The following is a 17,302-nucleotide window of genomic DNA, read 5'->3' on the forward strand; positions in this document are numbered from 1 at the left end:
CTGCCGCAACTGCTTCAGCTTCAGCAGCAGCCCGACGGATGGAAGCCGCTGCCGCCCTGGCCCGGCGGCGGCAGGCCGGTGGCGCTGGTCGCGCAGACCGGCGCGCTGTTCCTCGCCACCGACGACGGCCGCCTGCTGCGCTGGTCCGCCGCCAAGGGCTGGAGCGGGCAGGGCGCGCTGCCCGGCCCGGTGCAGGCCCTGCGCCCGCTGGGGCAGGCCCATGTGCTGGCCCTGATCGGCGGCAGCCCCGTGCGCCTGATGACCTTCCAGACGATCACCGGCGCCTGGGCCACGCTGCCCACCTCCACCGGGGCCACGCCGCCGTCCGATGCGCATGACATCGTGCCCTACGGCAACGGCTTCCTCTGGCTCACCGCCACCAAGGCCCTCGGCGGCGCCGAGGTGCAGGCCGGCCAGCAGCTGCTGAAGTGGCTGGACTGGGTCGTCATCGTCGTCTACGTGGCCACGATGCTGGGCATGGGCGCCTACTTCTACCTGCGCGAGAAGCGCAACTCCACGTCGGACTTCTTCGTTGGCGGACGCTCGATCCCGTTCTGGGCCGCGGGCGTGAGCCTCTACGCCGCCAACACCAGCTCGATCAGCTACATCGCCATCCCGGCCAAGGCCTTCGAGACCAACTGGCAGTACCTGACCAACAACATGGTCGCGGTGCTGGGCCTGATGTTCGTCGCCGTGTGGATCGTGCCGCTGCTGCGCCGGCTCGATCTGATGAGCGTGTTCTCGTACCTCGAGAAGCGCTTCCATCCGGCCATCCGCATGATGTCCAGCGGCCTGTGCATCCTGGTGCAGCTGGGCAGCCGGATGAGCGTGATCCTCTACCTGCCGTCCCTCGCCATCGCCACCATCACCGGCATCCCGGTGACCTGGAGCATCGTGCTGATGGGCGGGCTGACGATTGCCTACACGGCGCTCGGCGGCATGAAGGCGGTGGTGTGGACCGACGTGGTGCAGCTGGTCGTCAAGATGGGCGGCGCGCTGTTCGCGATCGGCTTCATGATCTGGAAGCTCAAGGGCGGCTTCGGCGAGTTTATGGACGTGGCCCGCACGTACGACAAGACGAAGATGTTCGACTTCAGCTTCGACCTGACCAAGGCCACCGTCTGGGGCTTCGTCTTCCTGGTGCTGTTCGACGTGGTGCTGACCTTCCCGAAGGACCAGGTGCTGATGCAGCGCACGCTGTCCACGAAGAACGACCGCGAGGCCGGCCGCTCGATCTGGGCCTTCGCCGCGATCATGATCCCCGGCGGCTTCGTGTTCTACACGATCGGCACCGCGCTGTTCACCTTCTACAAGGCCAACCCGGAGCGGATGAACCCGCTGCTGACGATCGACGCCACCTTCCCGATGTTCATCGCCGCCGAGCTCCCGATGGGCGTCACCGGCCTGATCATCGCCGGCATCTTCGCCGCGGCCATGGCCACGCTGTCCAGCATCATGAACAGCGTCGCCACGCTGGCCTCGGTGGACTTCTACGAGAAGATCGTGACGAACAAGGACCAGAAGAAGAGCGTCTTCTTCGCCGAGCTGATGACGGTGCTGGCCGGCCTGATCGGCATCGCCTTCGCGCTGGTGCTGTCGCGCTTCGACATCCACTCGCTGTTCGACGTGTCGATCGAACTGGCCGGCCTGCTGGGCGGCGGCTTCGCCGGCGCCTACACGCTGGGCATGTTCACGCGCCGGGCCAACACGGCGGGCGTGGTGATCGGCGTGGCGTCGAGCATCACGCTGACGACGATCGCGTGGAGCATGAAGCTGGTCCACCCGTATTTCTATCTGGCGATCTCGATCCTCTTGTGCATCGTGATCGGCTATGCGGCGAGCTGGTTGTTCCCGCCGCCGAAGCAGTCCCTCGAAGGACTGACAATCTACCGGGACTCCTAGCCAGGTGGCATACTCCATGAACATTCATGGAGAATTCCAATGACATGGCATGTCGCTGAACCGCGCCCCGTCTACCAGGTGCAGGCCCTGGGCCCGGCCTTGATCGACGCCCGCGCGCTGGCCCTGCTCGACAACGCGGCGCTGCGCCGCCAGCTCGGCAAGCTGGAGAAGGTCGAGCTGGCCAGCGTCTGGCGGCTGACCGAGCAGGCGCTGGCCCGCCAGCCCGCCACGCTGCCGCCGCTGGACCCGATCGCGCTGCATCAGCGCCTGCTCGACGGCCTGGCCGGCGAGACGCTGCTGGTGGCCTCGGCGATGTTCCTCGGCAGCCTGGCCGAGGCCGAGCAGTTCTTCGGCATGAGCTTCAAGACGATCAAGGCGCGGCTCGGCGGCAGCCTGGATACGGCGGCCAGCGAGCGGGTGCTGCGGGTGGCGCGTGTGTTCCTGGGCGCCGCCGACATGCTGGGCAGCTTCGAGGCGGCGCGTGCCTATATGCATGCGCGCAACTTCGCGCTCGGCGGCGCCACGCCGGCCGAGCTGATCCGCACCGGCGACGGCGAGCGCATCGCGCTTGACGAGTTGCAGGCCCAGGCCGAAGGCGCCCCGCTCTGACCATGAAGGTCTTCCGCGCCAGCCGCCGTCCTCGCGCGGCATTCGACCCGCTGGACTCCAGCGCCTCGGTGGCGCGCCGCGGCTGGCGCTACAACGATGCGCGCAGCGAGATCCTCTATGCCGCCGAGCGCGAGGCGCTAGCGATCCTCGAAGTCGCCGCCCGGCCGGGCTGGGACACCGTGGGCGAGCTGATGGTGGCCGTCATCGAGGTGCCCGACGGCAGTGTCCGCGACCTGGATGAACTCGGCATCAGCCTGCCCAGCAACTGGAACGCGCGGCCCGCGGCGCCCAACGCGCAGCGCATCGCCGGCGAGTTCCTCGCCGCCGTCGATCGGGAGGCCGCTGCGCGCCGGCGCGTCTGCGGCGTGCGCGTGCCCTCGGTGATCAGCTCGACCGACCATACGGTGCTGCTCGATCCGCGCCAGAAGGCGGCTTATGCCGTCAGCGCCTGGCAGCGCATTCCCTTCGACTGGCTGCTTGGGACGGCCACCTGAGATGACACCTCGACGCATAGAACCGTTCGCCCTGAGCCTGTCGAAGGGCTGCTTCGACAAGCCGCAGGCTTCGACAGGCTCAGCCCGAACGGATCGTGTGGCGCAACGCGCCATGGACAAACTCATCAAAGCCAGAACGCAAGGATCGCAAAGGCCAACAGGCAAGTGCGCAAAGATGCGTGGACGCTTTGCGCCCTTTGCGTTCCGGATCTGAGTTCCTGACATGGACACCCAATTCCTCAACACCTTCGTCGCCGTCGTCGACCAGGGCTCGATGGCCGCCGCCGCGCGCCTGCTGAACATCACCCCCGCCGCCGTCGCCCAGCAGATCCGCACGCTGGAGCGCGAGATCGGCGCGCCCTTGATCGCCCGCGTGGGCCGTACCGTCAACGTCACCGAAGCCGGCGCCCGCATCCTGCCGCGCGCCCGCGAGCTGCTGCGCAACGTGGCCGACCTGCGCACCGTGGCCAACGACGACCCCAGCGCCGGCGAGCTGCGCCTGGGCGCCGGCACCAATGCGCTGACCGGCATGCTGCCCGACATCCTGGCCCGCATGGTGGGCCGCTTCCCGGGCATCCAGGTCTTCATCAAGCCGGGCTTCTCGCCCGAGCTGCACCGCGCGGTGGACAGCGGCGAGCTGGACGCCGCCATCGTGCTGCAGGCGCCGTTCGCGCTGCCCAAGACCTGCGACTTCGAGCTGCTGCGCGAGGAGCCGCTGGTGGTGCTGGCCCCCGCCCGCATGGCCCACCGCGACCCGCACGAGTTGCTCGCCAGCGAGCCGCTGATCCGCTACGACCGCAGCCAGTGGGGCGGCCGGCAGGCCGACCAGTACCTGCGCAGCGCCGGCATCGTGCCGCGCGAGCGCTTCGAGCTGAACGCGCTGAACGCGATCGCGGTGATGGTGGACCGGGGCCTCGGCGTCTCGCTGGTGCCCGACTGGGCGCGGCCCTGGCCCGAGGGCCTGCAACTGGTGCGGCTGCCGCTGCCCAAGCCCTTCGAGCCGCGGCGCATCGGCATCGTCTGGTCGCGCTCGACCATACGCATCCGGCTGGTCCAGGCCTTCCTGCAGGAGAGCCGCGCGGCGATGGCTGCGGCGGCGCTGCGCGATGACGGGCATTGATCGCCGGGCGCTGCTGCTCTTGGCGGCCGCGCTGGCCACGGCGCTGCCGGCGCGGGCGGCAGGCTCGCTGGAGACGCTGAGCATCGCCGTGCCGATGCTGCCCGAGCCGATCCGCTGCAAGGTCTACCTGCCGGCCGGCTATGCGGACGAGCCCTCGCGCCGCTATCCCTTCGCGCTGCTGCTGCACGGCCGCGGCGACCGCATGGACGCCTGGTCCCACGTCATCCCGCTGCTGGACCGCATGATCGCGGCCGGCGAGCTGCCGCCGCTGATCGCGGCGATGCCCGATGCGCCCTGGAGCCGCCGCGGCGGCTACTACGTCGATTCGGCGCACGAGCAGGGCAGCCCCGTCGAGAGCGCCTTGCTGGACGGCCTGCTGCCCGCACTCGAAGCCCGCTACCGCACGATCGCCCGCCGCGAGGGCCGGGCGGTGGGCGGCTACTCGATGGGCGGCTACGGCGCATTGCACTACGCGCTGGCCCGGCCGGAGCTGTTCGGCGCCGCGCTGGTGATGAGCCCGGCCGTCTACACGCCGCTGCCGCCGGCCGGCTCCAGCACGCGCGAGTTCGGCGGCTTCGGCCGCGGCAAGGAGCTCTTCGTCGACGAGATCTACCGCCGCCACAACTACCCGGCGCTGCTCGACAAACGGGCAGGCAAGGGTCAGGTCTTGCGCCTCTTCATCGCCGCCGGCGACGACGAGTACAAGAACCCCGACCCCGCCGAGGCGATGAACGACATCGACATGGAAGCCCACCTGTTGTTCAGCCGCCTCAGTCGTGCGCCCGGCGTACGCACGGAGCTGCGCATCCTGGACGGCGGCCACGACTGGCCCGTCTGGGGCCCTGCCTTCTCGGAAGGCCTGCGCTGGATCGCCCGAGAGCTTGCCTGGTAGCGTTCAACAAGCTACAAAAACTGTCTTCTGAACATAGAAACAGGCTGTTCCTGTTTGTTTTGGCTTGACTGAGACTGCGGCGCAGCCTCGATCCGATCGTTCGGCCCCTCTAACTCCTACAAGCAGAGACAAGACCATGAGACACGTCGTTCCGCTCACGCTTTCCACGCTCGCCCTGGCCATCTCGGCCGCCCACGCGCAGGACGCGGCCTCGCCGCCGGCCGGTGCCGCCAGCGATGCGCAGCCCCAGCAGCTGGAACGCACGATCATCACCGGCACCCGCACCGCCAAGTCCATCGACAAGATCCCCGGCGCGATCAACGTGATCGGCAAGACCGAGCTGGCGCAGACGCTGGCCGTCACCGAAGACGCCACCGCCGTGCTGGCCCGCTCGGTGCCCGGCTACAGCGAGTCCTCGCAGGCGATGAGCAATACCGGCGAAACGCTGCGCGGCCGCATTCCGCTGCGCCTGTTCGACGGCGTGCCGCAGGGCTCGCCGCTGCGAGAAGGCACGCGCAACGGCACCTTCACCGACATGGGCCTGATCGGCCGCATCGAGGTCATCAACGGACCCTCGGCCGCGGAAGGCATCGGCGCCGCCGGCGGCATCATCAACTACATCTCCAAGGTGCCCACCAAGATGGACGACGAGTTCCAGCTCATCACCCGCATCACCACCGAGGGCAAGGACGACAGCACCGGCTACAAGGTCGGCCTGAACTGGCTGCGCAAGACCGAGGACTACGACCTGCTGGTGGCCGGCTCGCACATCGAGCGCGGCATGAGCTACGACGGCCACGGCAACAAGATCGGCCTGAACACCAGCGGCTCGCTGATGGACAGCAAGTCCAACAACCTGTTCGTCAAGCTCGGCTTCGACTTCGGCGCCGACAAGAGCCAGCGCCTGCAGTTCTCGATCAGCGACTTCAAGGTCCAGGGCAACAACCGCTACCACCTGGTCGACGGCGACCGCACGACCGGCGTCACCAACACCTCGGTGCTGGGCGCCATCCCCGGCTCGCGCCCCGAGTTCAACGACTTCAAGCAGTTCAACGCCTCCTACACCCACAACGACCTGGCCGGCGGCACGCTGCAGCTCGATGCCTACTGGGCCCGCCAGGCGATGCGCTACCCCGCCGAGAACGGCGACGACCGCCAGGACCCGCTGATCGCGCCGCTCGGCACGCTGTGGGACCAGTCCGAGATCCTGGCCTTCAAGAAGGGCCTGCGCACCTCCTGGTCGCGCTCGGACATCTTCGCGATCAAGGGCCTGGAGTTCCGCGGCGGCGTCGACCTGACCGAGGACAACGCCCAGCAGCGCCTGGCCCTGACCGACCGCCTGTGGGTGCCGCCGATGATCTACGACAGCGTGGCGCCCTATGTCCAGCTGTCCTGGGACCTCGGCCCGCTGACCGTCTCCGGCGGCGTGCGCCGCGAGGACGGCACGCTCAAGGTGGACAGCTACACCACCACCTACTTCCGCGACCGCATCCCCGTCACCGGCGGCAAGCTCGACTACGCGGCCACGCTGCCCAATATCGGCGCGGTCTGGCGCCTGCCGGCCAACTGGTCGGTGTACGCCTCGCTCAGCAAGGGCTTCACGCTGCCCAACGTCGGCATCCCGCTGCGCAACATCAACAAGAACTCGAAGAACACGACGGTGGAGGGCATCCTCGACCTGCAGGCCATCATCGTGCGCAACAAGGAAGTGGGCGTGAACTGGCGCGGCCGTGAGGCGAGCTTCGGCGCCTCGGTCTACCAGTCGTACTCGAGCCTGGGCGTGTCGCTGTCGATCGACCCGGTCACCAACGACTTCGTCATGAACCGCGCGCCGGTGCAGATCAGCGGCTTCGAGCTGAGCGGCGACTACATGGTCACCCGCGACCTGAAGCTCAACGCGCTGTACTCGCGCATCCTGGGCAAGACCACCTTCGTGGCCGGCGGCCCGCTGACCAAGCGCATGGGCGTCACCGACACCAACCCCGACAAGATCGCCGGCGGCGTGAACTGGAAGTTCATGCCCAAGGCCGACGTGACCCTGGGCTTCACCAAGCTGCTGGACCGCGACCTCAACGTCGGCACCGGCAACGAGGAGCACACCAAGGGCTACACGCTGTTCGACCTGTCCGGCAACTACGACTGGGGCAAGTACGGCAAGACCACGCTGGGCATCGAGAACCTGACCAACAAGTTCTACGTGCTGAGCTGGTCGCAGCTGCCGGGCTTCCGCAACTACTGGTCGGGCCGCGGCCGCGTGTTCTCCCTCACGCAGTCGATCACGTTCTGATAATCGGCGGATGAACAGCACACCCAGCTCCATCCTCGTCGCCGGCTCCGCCAACCTGGACTTCGTCGTCCGCGCCGCCCATGTGCCGGCGCCCGGAGAGACGGTGCTGGGCCGCGACTTCGCCAACTTCCCCGGCGGGAAGGGGGCGAACCAGGCAGTGGCGGCGGCGCGTGCCGGCGGCGCGGCCACGCAGATGCTGCTGGGCCTGGGCGAGGACGATGCGGCGCGGGTGCTGGAAGGCTCGCTGGAAGCCGCGGGCGTGCGCATGCACATCGTGCGCGCGGCCGGCGTCGCCACCGGCGTGGCCTTCGTCTGCCTGTCCGATTCGGCCGAGAACGCGATCACCGTCGCGCCCGGCGCCAATGCCGCATTGAAGGCCGAGCACCTGCCTTCGCTCTCCGGCATCAGCCACCTGCTGATGCAGTTGGAGACGCCGATCGAGACCATCACCGCCTATGCCCGCGCGGCGCGGGCGGCCGGCGTGAAGGTGGTGCTCAACGCGGCGCCGGCCCAGGCGCTGCCGGGCGAACTGCTCGACGCCGTCGACGTGCTGATCGTCAACGAGGGCGAACTGGCGGCGATCGCCGGCGCGGGCAGGGTCGGCGACCTGCTGGCCCGGCTGAAGGTGCCGACCGTGGTCGTCACGCTGGGTTCGCGGGGCTGCTGCGCCCGCGTCGAGGGCAGCGGCTACCGGCTGCAGCCTTCGTTCCCGATCGAGGCGCTGGACACCACGGCGGCCGGCGACACCTTCAGCGGCGTCTTCGTTGCGGCGCTGTCGCAGGGGGCCGAGCTGTCGGCCGCGCTGCGCCGCGCCAGCGCCGCTGCCGCCATCGCCTGCACGCGGCTGGGCGCGCAGAGCAGCATCCCGAGCGTGGCCGAGGTCGACGCCTTCCTCGCCGAGCGCCCGAGCGGCACTTCCGACATCGAGGCGCTGACCGAGCTGGCGACCTGGTGCGGCCTCGCCTCGCCCTGACCCTTCTCCTCTCCATCCATGACCGACCACATCCTGCCGCCTGGTGACGAAGAACGCGGTGCGCTGAAGACCGAGTTCCGCTTCTCGCACGTCACCACCGGCCGCTATCTCCCCACGCCCGGCAAGATGCCCGGCTGGCCCTTCGCCGACATCGGCGCCTGGAAGATGGATGCCAAGGGCACGGCGGACGACTGGCTGCGCGAGCTGAGCGACTGGCGCCGCGAGCACCTGATCCGCATCGGCTACGACGACGCCAACTACCGCCGCCCGGAGCTGCTGTGGTCGCAGCGCAATTTCGTCCACGTCCAGATGATGGTCGAGGACCGCTACTTCTACGACGCGCAGAAGGGCGAGTACACGGTCGACCGCTACCTCGATGATCTCGAGGCCCGCTTCGGCGGGGTCGACTCGGTGCTGATCTGGTACGTCTACCCGAACATCGGCGTGGACGACCGCAACCAGACCGACCTGGCGCACGACCTGCCCGGCGGCCTGGCTGGCCTCAAGGGTGCCGTCGACGCCTTCCACAAGCGCGGCGTCAAGGTCTTCCTGCCCACCAAGCCCTGGGACAACGGCACCCGCCCGCAAGGCCAGCGCGACTGGCATGCGATCGCCGAGATCATCAAGGCCGTCGGCGCCGACGGCATCAACGGCGACACCTACAACGGCGTGCCGCGTGCCTTCTTCGATGCCTGCGACGAACTCGGCTGCCCGGTCGTGCTGCAACCGGAGTCGACCATCTCCTCGGAAGAGCAGCTGATCTGGAACGTGCAGAGCTGGGGCAAGAAGGTGCCCGACTCGCCGATCCCGACCGTGGCCAAGTGGAAGTGGCTCGAGCCGCGCCACATGATCAACTACGAGAACCGCTGGGGCCGCGACCGCACGGCCGACCTGCAGTACATCTTCTTCAACGGCGTCGGCTACAACGCCTGGGAAAACATCTGGGGCATCTGGAACCAGTTCACCCCGCGCGATGCCGAGACGCTGCGGCGCATCGCGGCGCTGTACCGGCAGTTCCCTTCATTGGTGGTCAGCATGGACTGGCGGCCCTATGCGCCGACGCTGCAGGCGGGCGTGTTCGCCAGCCGCTTTCCTGGCGAGGGTCAGGTCTTGTGGACGCTGGTCAACCGCGCCGAATCGACGATCGAGGGCGAGCAGCTTGCCGTCGAGCACGTCGAAGGAACGCGTTACTTCGACGCATGGAACGGCGTGGAACTGGCGCCGCGCATCGTCGGTGGCCAGGCGATCCTGAGCTTCGCGCTGGAGCCGCGTGGCTATGGGGCGGTGCTGGCGGCGCGCGGCGAAGTCTCCGGCTTGAATGACTACCTGGCCCGCGCGGCTGGATGGGCGAAGACCCCGCTGCAAAGCCTCTCGCCCGAATGGCACTCGCTGAAGCAGCGGCTGGTCGAGATCCCGAGCACCGCGCCGCAGGCCGCCGCGCCGGCCGGCATGACGAGCATCCCCGCCATCGACGATTTCGACTTCGTCGTCGGCGGCATCGAGGTCGAAGGCTTCAACTGGGACGGCGTGGACGTCCAGTACCCGTGGGAGAGCAGCCCCCGCCGCGGCCACCGCCGCCGCCTCGCTATCCCGGCCTTCTACATCGACACCCATCCAGTCACCAACGCGCAGTTCAAGCAGTTCGTCGACGCCACCGGCTACACGCCGCGCGACGCCCACAACTTCCTGCGCCACTGGGTGGGCGGCAAGCCGGCCGAGGGCTGGAGCGACAAGCCGGTCACCTGGGTCAGCCTCGAAGACGCCCGCGCCTACGCGCAATGGGCCGGCAAGCGCCTGCCTCGCGAGTGGGAATGGCAATACGCCGCCCAGGGCAGCGACGGCCGCCTCTACCCCTGGGGCAACACCTGGGACGCCCAGGCCGTGCCCGCGCCGGACCGCGGCCGCACGATGCGCGCGCCGGCCGACATCGGCGCCCACCCGCGCGGCGCCAGCCCCTTCGGCGTGCAGGATCTCGTCGGCAACGTCTGGCAATGGACCGACGAGTACGAGGACGAGCACACCCGCGCGGCCATCCTGCGCGGCGGCAGCAGCTACCAGGCCCAGACCTCGCACTGGTACTTCCCGCAGGCCTACCGCAACGACCAGCACGGCAAGTACCTCTTGATGGCGCCGGCCAAGGATCGTTCCGGCACCATCGGCTTCCGCTGCGTCGTGGACGCGTCTGAATGAGCCTGGTCGCCGCCATGGCCGCCGCAAGCATCGTGCTGATCGCCGGCAGCGGCCACGAGGGGCCGGGGCGTCATGAATACGCGGCCGGCGTCGCTCAGATCGCCGGCTGGCTGAAGGAGGCCTTGCCGCAGGTGCCGGTACGCATCAGCCAGGGCTGGCCGGCGGACCTGGGCGACGCATCGACGCTGGTGATCTACACCGATGGTGCGGAAAGCCATCCGCTGAACGACCCGGCACGGCGCCGGGCCTTCGAGGCGGCGATGCGCCGTGGCGTCGGCGTTGTCGCGCTGCACCAGGCTTCGACCGGCGACCCGGCGCTGCGGCCCTGGCTCGGCGCCGTCCGCCCCGGGCTGTTCGACCGCACGACCGAGACGGCGCGCCTGCAACCCGCCCCCGATTCGCCGATCACCCGCGGCCTGCGGACGATCGAGGTGAACGACGAGTTCTACCCGACGCTGGACTTCGCGCCCGGCGCCGTGCCCGTGCTCAGCGCCACCCTGCATCCGCAGTACCGCGAGGGCAAGCCGGTGCTGGCTGATACCGCCGAGTCGCGCACGGTGGCCTGGAGCTACCAGCGGCCCGATGGTGGCCGCGCTTTCGGCTACACCGGCGCGCACTTCCTGGCCTCGCTGGCGCCGCTGCGCTCCGTGCTGGTCAACGCGATCGCCTGGACGGCCGGGCTGGAACTGCCGGCCCGCGCGGATGTCAGCGGCTTCCATCACGACGCCCGGCGCAGCGGCTGGTTCGACCATGAGGCCGCGTTGACGCCGGCGACTGTCGCCGCCGGCTTCGGCCAGCTCTGGGCTTCGCCGCCGCTGGCAGCCTTCGAGGGCCAGGCACCGCGGCTCTATGCCTCGCCGCTGTTTGCGCAGGACCTGCAGCTGACGGCTGGTGAACTGCGCGGACTGAGCGTCGACGCCGTCATCGCCGCCACCAGCAACGGCGATGTCTACGCGATCAATGCCCGCAAGCAGGGCGATCTCGCTCCCGGCCGCATCCTGTGGCGGACCCACCTCGCCGACCCTTGCCTCCTGCAGCCTGCGCCGCTGGACGGTGTGCCGACCGGCATCCTGTCCACGCCGGTGATCGATGCGGCGAAGGGGCGGCTCTACGCCACGGCCTGCGACCCGCGCGAGCGCTGGCAGGCCTATGCGCTGGATCTGTCGAGCGGCGCGGTGCTGCCCGGCTGGCCGGTGCGGCTGGACGAGAAGCGGCTCAACGAGGTGAACACCAATGCCGGCCCGTCGCTGGTGCCGCCGACCCGCAAGCACGACTTCCGCGTCCAGCGCGGCGCGCTGAACCTGAGCCCCGATGGCGAGCGGCTGTACGTCGCCTTCGGCGAGACCGAGACCGGCTGGCTGGCCGCGGTGAACACGCAGCAGCCCCGCGTGGAGCGTGCCTTCGCCGCCGTCGCGATGCCGCACCGCGGCAGTGGCGGGCTCTGGGGCGCCGGTGGGCCTGCCGTCGACATGACGGGTTACGTCTACGCCGTCACCGGCACCGGATTCGACGGTTACAAGGACCAGGCGAACGACTGGACGCAGTCGCTGGTCAAGCTCGACCGTGACTTGAAACTGGCCGGCACCTACACGCCGTTCAACCACTGCGTTACCGCGAAGAACGATATCGACCTGGGCTCGGGCGGACTGGCGCTGCTGCCCGGTTCCTCCTTGCTCGCGATCGGCGGCAAGCAGGGGAATGTCTATCTGCTGGACGGGGATCAGCTGCCGGGCAGGCTGGACCGGCGTCCGGCTTGCAGCGATGACGCGGCCAGCGATGGCTCGCTGCACGGCGACGCCGGCCCGCTGAACGTGTTCGGCCCGTATTCGGACGTCGATGCCGCGCTGGATCTGGCCCGTGCTCGCTCGGTGCCGGCGGCCTTCCGCACGGCCGACGGGCAGACCCACATCGTCGCCAGCGGCACCAGCAAGGCGGCGGCCGGTTCGTCCGAGAGCGTGGCGCCTTCATTGGTTCGCCTGGCCGTCGCGGGCAAGCAATTGAAGCTCGAGGCGAAGGCCATGGACCTGGTCTTCCAGAACCCGGGCTCGCCCATCATCAGCAGCCGGCCGGACGGCAGCGCCGCCATCGCCTGGGTGCTGGACGAGAACGCGCCGCGCTCGGCCCCGCTGACCGGCGCCAACGCGCCCTTGCCTGTCCTGCATGCCGTCGACGCGATCACGATGAAGCCGCTGTGGCGCAGCGCCTCCGGTGAACTGGCCGCCAGCGGCAAATACAACGAGCCGATCGTCGTGCGCGGCCAGGTCATCGTCGGCACCGATCGCATCCAGGCCTTTGGCCTCGGCGGCAGGCGCGGCGAGACGCTGGCGACTTCTCAGAAGGTCGCCAATGCCGCGGTCGACGACGGCCGCCCGGTCGACGGCGCCGCCCTCTACAAGAGCCGCTGCGCCGCCTGCCACGACGCGCCGCAGGGCAGCATTCCTCCCAAGAGCTGCATCGCCGCGCGCGGCCATGCCCGCATCGTCGAGGCGCTGACCCGCGGCGCGATGCAGGTGCAGGCCAGCGGCCTGACGCCGCGCGAGATCGAAGCGGTGGCGGGGTATCTCCAATGAAGTACGACATGATGAAGACCGAACTCGGCGGCATGCTCGGCCGCGCGCTGGAGGCCAATCGCCGCGGCCGCCTCTCCACCTTCATCACCGGCCCCGAGAGCCCCGCCATCGCGATCTTCGATCCGACGCGGGTGATGAACAACCAGGAAGGCGACTGGTACGGCGAGCATGCCGGCAAGTGGCTCGCCGCCGCGGCCCGCGCCTTCGCCCGCACGCAGGACGCGACGCTGGGCGAGAACCTGACGAAGGTCGCGACGGCGCTGATCGAACGCCAGGACGCCGACGGCTACCTCGGCAACTACGCCCCCGCGCGCCGCTTCATGGTGCCGCAGCCGCCGCGGCCCCTGAGCTGGAACGGCGAGCCGGCGCTGCGCACCTGGGACATCTGGACCCATGCCTACCTGATGCTCGGCTTCCTCGAGCTGCACAAGGCAAGACCCGACCCCGCGGTGCTGGACGCCGCCCGCCGCATCGGCGAGCTGTGCTGGCGCACGATCGTGCAGCAGGGCATCGACATCACTTCGCTGGGCAACCACCACGGCATGTCGGCCACGGTGCTGCTGGACCCGGTCGCCGAGCTGTATCTCCTGACCCGCGAGCCGCGCTACCTGGAACTGGCCGAGACCATCCTCGCGCAGGCCGAGGCGCGGCCCGAGCTGAAGCTGCTGTCGAAGGCGCTGGCCGGCACCGACGCCGCCGAGATCGCCACCGGCAAGGCCTACCAGCTGGCCTGGAACCTCGTCGGCCTGGCCAAGCTGCACAAGGCCACCGGCCGCGCGGACCTGCGCCGCGCGATCGAGACGCTGTGGAGCAATATCCGCGAGCACCACCTGAGCCTCGGCGGCGGCCCCTTCGGCGGCGTGGCCAACCGCTCGCGCGAGGTGTTCAACCCGCGCGGCGTGTTCGAACCCAAGGCCTATGTCGAGACCTGCTCGACGCTGGCCTGGATCCAGCTGAACCGCGAGCTGCTGCTGATCACCGGCGAGGCCCGCTACGCCGAGGAGATCGAGCGCAGCGCCTACAACGACCTGCTCGGCGCGCTGGCGCCCAACGGCGAGGACTGGTGCTACTACTCCTTCGCCAACGGCCGGCGCGTCCACACGACCTACTGGCGCTGCTGCAAGAGCAGTGGCGCGATGGCGCTGGAGGAGCTGCCGCCGCTGGCCTACCGCGTTACTTCAGCGGATACCTTGGCGGTGCAGCTCTATGGCGCGTCCAGCGTCGAGGCCACGCTGGCCGGCGCGGGCCGCGTGAAGCTGGAGCAGCACACCCGCTATCCGGGCGCCGGGCTGGTCTGCCTGCGCCTGGTGGACATCGAGCGCGACGGTGGCCGCTTCACGCTGCAGCTGCGCGTGCCGTCCTGGGCCGAGGGCGCACGGCTGAAGCTCAATGGCGAACTGAGCGCGGCCGAATTGAAGCCCGGCCAGAACGCCAGCATCGAGCGCAGCTGGCGCCGCGGTGACGAGCTGTGCCTGGAACTGCCGATGGCCATCCGCACGCACCGCCGCGTCTGCCAGAACACCCAGGAATCCCGCGCGCCCGACGGCTCGCCGGTGGCCCAGCAGGTGCTGCATCACGAATGGCTGGCGCTCACCCGCGGCCCGCTGGTCTATGCGACGACGCTGATCGACGGCTTCAAGACCGAGGAGACGATCCGCCTGCCGCAGGCCCTGAAGGAAGTACCGGCGGCCGCTGGCAGCGAGGACGAGGCGCCCGAGATCGAGATGCAGCTCGGCTACCGCGAGCCGATCCGCTTCACCCCGTACTACCGCGCAGGAGGCCGAGAGGACGGCGCCTGGCGGCTCACCTGGCTGTCCCTGGCCCCACCACAATCATGAGCAACGACGACAAGAGAAAGACCCTGGGCCCGCTGGCCGGCGTGCGCGTGCTGGACCTGAGCGCCTACATCGCCGGCCCCTACGGCTGCACGCTGCTGGCCGACCAGGGCGCGGAGGTCATCAAGATCGAGCCGCCCGACGGCGACAACCTGCGCAACTACCCGAGCACCCTGGTCAACGAGAGCCGGGCCTTTCTCGGCGTCAACCGCAGCAAGCGCGGCCTGGTGCTGGACCTGAAGAAGCCCGAAGGCCTTTCGGTGCTGCTGCGCCTGGTGCGCGAGGCCGACGTGCTGGTCCACAACTTCCGCCCCAGCGTGCCGAAGCGCCTGGGCATCGACTTCGACACGCTGCAGGCCCTCAATCCGCGCCTGATCTACTGCGCCGTCACCGGCTACGGCGAGACCGGCCCGATGAAGGACAAGGCCGGCTACGACCAGGTGCTGCAGACGATGACCGGCATGTGCGCCTTCCAGGGCAAGCATCCGGGCGGCGCGCCGGAGATCCTCTACGGCTCGGTGGTGGACTACTACGCGGCCGCGCTGCTGGCCGGTGGCGTCGCCTCGGCGCTGTACGAGCGCGAGAAGAGCGGCCTGGGCCAGTACGTGGGCATCTCGCTGCTGCGCAGCGCGCTGGCGATGCAGTCGGCGCGGCTTGTGTGGGCCGAGGGCGAGCCGCTGGACATCGGCCGCGACATGCGCAGCGGCGGCGTCACCGGCATCCATCCGACGCGCCAGGGCCACCTCTACATCTCGGCCAACACCGCGCGCTTCTGGACCGCGCTGTGCGAGAAGATCGGCCTGCCCGAACTGGCCACCGACGCGCGCTACGACACGGTGAAGAAGCGCGCGACGCATGCCGCGGAGCTCGTGCCCCGCTTGCATGACGCGTTACTTCAGCGCACCGCGCTGGAATGGGAAGCGCTGTTCGGCGACGAGGTGCCCTGCGCCGCCTCGCGCCGCATCGAGGAGATGTTCGACCACCCGCAGGTGCAGGCCGAGGCGATGATCGCCACGATGCCGCATCCGGTGCTGGGCAGCTACCGCGGCCTCACCCGCGCGGTGACCTTCGGCCGCACGCCGGGGCCCGAGCCCTTCGCGGCGCCGACACCGGGCCAGCATGCCGACGCGCTGCTGGCCGAGCTGGGCTACGACGCGGCCGAGGGTCAGGTCTTGCGGGCGGCCGGCGCGGTGCGCTGAGCGACCAAGGGAAATCCTCACCCCGGCGAGGCCCGCGCCGCGCGGAGACGCGCCGGACAATTCCGGGATGACTCCCGAACGTTTCCAAGACCTCGTCGGCCGCCTCGAAACCATGAGCGCGGCCTCGCCGGGCCGCTACCGCGGCACCGTCTTCGCGCTGACCCTGCTTGGCTTCCTGCTGATCGCTCTGGTCGTCTGCGGCCTGGGCGCCGGGCTGGTCGCGCTGCTGGGCATCGCGGCCTGGGTGGCCCTGCAGGGCTCGGCCGCGCTGATCCTGCTGTTCAAGCTCGGCAAGCTGCTGGTGCTGCTGGCGGTGGGCCTGTGGATGATGCTCAAGACCACGGCCGGCGCGCTGTTCGTGCGCCTGGCGCCGCCGCAGGGCCGCGAGCTGACGCGTGGCGAGGCGCCGGCATTGTTCGCCGCGCTGGACCGCATGCGCGTGCAGATGCGCGGGCCGGCCTTCCACCAGGTGCTGCTGGTCGACGGCGTCAATGCCGCGGTGATGCAGCGCCCGGCCTTCGGCCTGGTCGGCTGGCCGCGCAACTACCTGCTGCTGGGGCTGCCGCTGCTGGAGGGCATGAGCGAGGACGAGGCGCTGGCCGTCGTCGCCCACGAATACGGCCACCTGGCCGGCTCGCACAGCCATTTCGCCGCCTTCGTCTACCGGCTGCGCCTGGCCTGGGCGACGCTGCTGGCCCACCTGGAGCAGCAGACCGGCCGGCTGAGCCTCTGGCTGTCCGCGCCGCTGCTGCGCTTCGTGCCGTACTACAACGCCTACACCTTCGTGCTGGCGCGCAGCGACGAATACGCCGCCGACGCCGCCGCCGCCGCGCTGGTGGGCCGCGACGCGGCCTGCGCGGCGCTGAAGCGCACGCAGATCCTCGGCGCGCGGCATGAACGCTTCATGGGCGAGGTGTTCAACGGCATCGCGCAGGAGCCGGCGCCGCCGGCCGACCTGACGGTGCGCTGGGCCGACAGCCTCGCCCAGGCCCCCGCGCAGGCGGATGTGCAGCTCTGGCTCGGCCAGGCGCTGGACCGCAGTGGCCGCGCGACCGACACGCATCCGACGCTGCGGCTGCGCCTGGCCGCGCTCCGGAGCACGGGCGAAGCGCCCGAAGACGCGCCCGCGCCCTTGTCCGGCGCCAGCGCCGCCCAGGCGTGGCTGGGTGCCAGCCTGCCCGAACTGCGGGCCGCCTTCGCGCGCGACTGGGCCGAACGCGTCCGCGAACCC

General features: G+C 69.9%; 12 protein-coding genes. All 12 read left to right on the forward strand.

Annotated features, from left to right (window positions below):
• On the forward strand, positions 1 to 1,902 hold a 1,902-nt coding region (locus tag B0W88_RS20480), incomplete at its 5' end, for a sodium:solute symporter (RefSeq protein WP_077036486.1).
• Between the two features lie 39 nt (positions 1,903 to 1,941).
• Complete coding sequence (locus B0W88_RS20485) at positions 1,942 to 2,511, forward strand: antitoxin Xre/MbcA/ParS toxin-binding domain-containing protein (protein ID WP_077036487.1); 570 nt, start codon at positions 1,942 to 1,944, stop codon at positions 2,509 to 2,511.
• A gap of 2 nt (positions 2,512 to 2,513) precedes the next feature.
• A complete protein-coding gene (locus B0W88_RS20490; RefSeq protein WP_077036488.1) occupies positions 2,514 to 3,005 on the forward strand; it encodes an RES family NAD+ phosphorylase in 492 nt (163 codons plus the stop codon).
• Positions 3,006 to 3,228: 223 nt separating this feature from the next.
• Positions 3,229 to 4,125, forward strand: a complete 897-nt coding sequence (locus tag B0W88_RS20495) for a LysR family transcriptional regulator (protein ID WP_077036489.1) — start codon at positions 3,229 to 3,231, stop codon at positions 4,123 to 4,125.
• A complete protein-coding gene (locus B0W88_RS20500) occupies positions 4,112 to 5,017 on the forward strand; it encodes an esterase family protein (RefSeq protein WP_077036490.1) in 906 nt (301 codons plus the stop codon). Before B0W88_RS20495 ends, B0W88_RS20500 begins: the two co-directional genes overlap by 14 nt.
• Positions 5,018 to 5,153: 136 nt before the next feature.
• A complete protein-coding gene (locus B0W88_RS20505) occupies positions 5,154 to 7,304 on the forward strand; it encodes a TonB-dependent receptor (RefSeq protein ID WP_077036491.1) in 2,151 nt (716 codons plus the stop codon).
• Between the two features lie 10 nt (positions 7,305 to 7,314).
• Positions 7,315 to 8,277, forward strand: coding sequence for a ribokinase (locus B0W88_RS20510; RefSeq protein ID WP_077036492.1), 963 nt, complete (start codon positions 7,315 to 7,317; stop codon positions 8,275 to 8,277).
• 18 nt (positions 8,278 to 8,295) lie between these two features.
• A complete protein-coding gene (locus tag B0W88_RS20515; RefSeq protein ID WP_077036493.1) occupies positions 8,296 to 10,467 on the forward strand; it encodes an SUMF1/EgtB/PvdO family nonheme iron enzyme in 2,172 nt (723 codons plus the stop codon).
• Positions 10,464 to 13,037 carry a ThuA domain-containing protein gene (locus tag B0W88_RS20520; RefSeq protein WP_077036494.1) on the forward strand — a complete coding sequence of 858 codons (2,574 nt, stop codon included), beginning with the start codon at positions 10,464 to 10,466 and terminating at the stop codon, positions 13,035 to 13,037. Before B0W88_RS20515 ends, B0W88_RS20520 begins: the two co-directional genes overlap by 4 nt.
• 11 nt (positions 13,038 to 13,048) lie before the next feature.
• Positions 13,049 to 14,875, forward strand: coding sequence for a glycoside hydrolase family 127 protein (locus B0W88_RS20525; RefSeq protein ID WP_198937888.1), 1,827 nt, complete (start codon positions 13,049 to 13,051; stop codon positions 14,873 to 14,875).
• Positions 14,872 to 16,071 (forward strand): CaiB/BaiF CoA-transferase family protein, encoded by a 1,200-nt coding sequence (locus B0W88_RS20530; RefSeq protein WP_077036496.1) that lies wholly within the window; start codon positions 14,872 to 14,874, stop codon positions 16,069 to 16,071. Before B0W88_RS20525 ends, B0W88_RS20530 begins: the two co-directional genes overlap by 4 nt.
• 67 nt (positions 16,072 to 16,138) lie before the next feature.
• Positions 16,139 to 17,302, forward strand: a 1,164-nt coding sequence (locus B0W88_RS20535; protein ID WP_158080896.1) for a M48 family metallopeptidase, incomplete at its 3' end; no start/stop codon positions are given.

It is taken from the genome of Pelomonas sp. KK5 (assembly GCF_001984095.1).
Lineage (GTDB): Bacteria > Pseudomonadota > Gammaproteobacteria > Burkholderiales > Burkholderiaceae_C > KK5.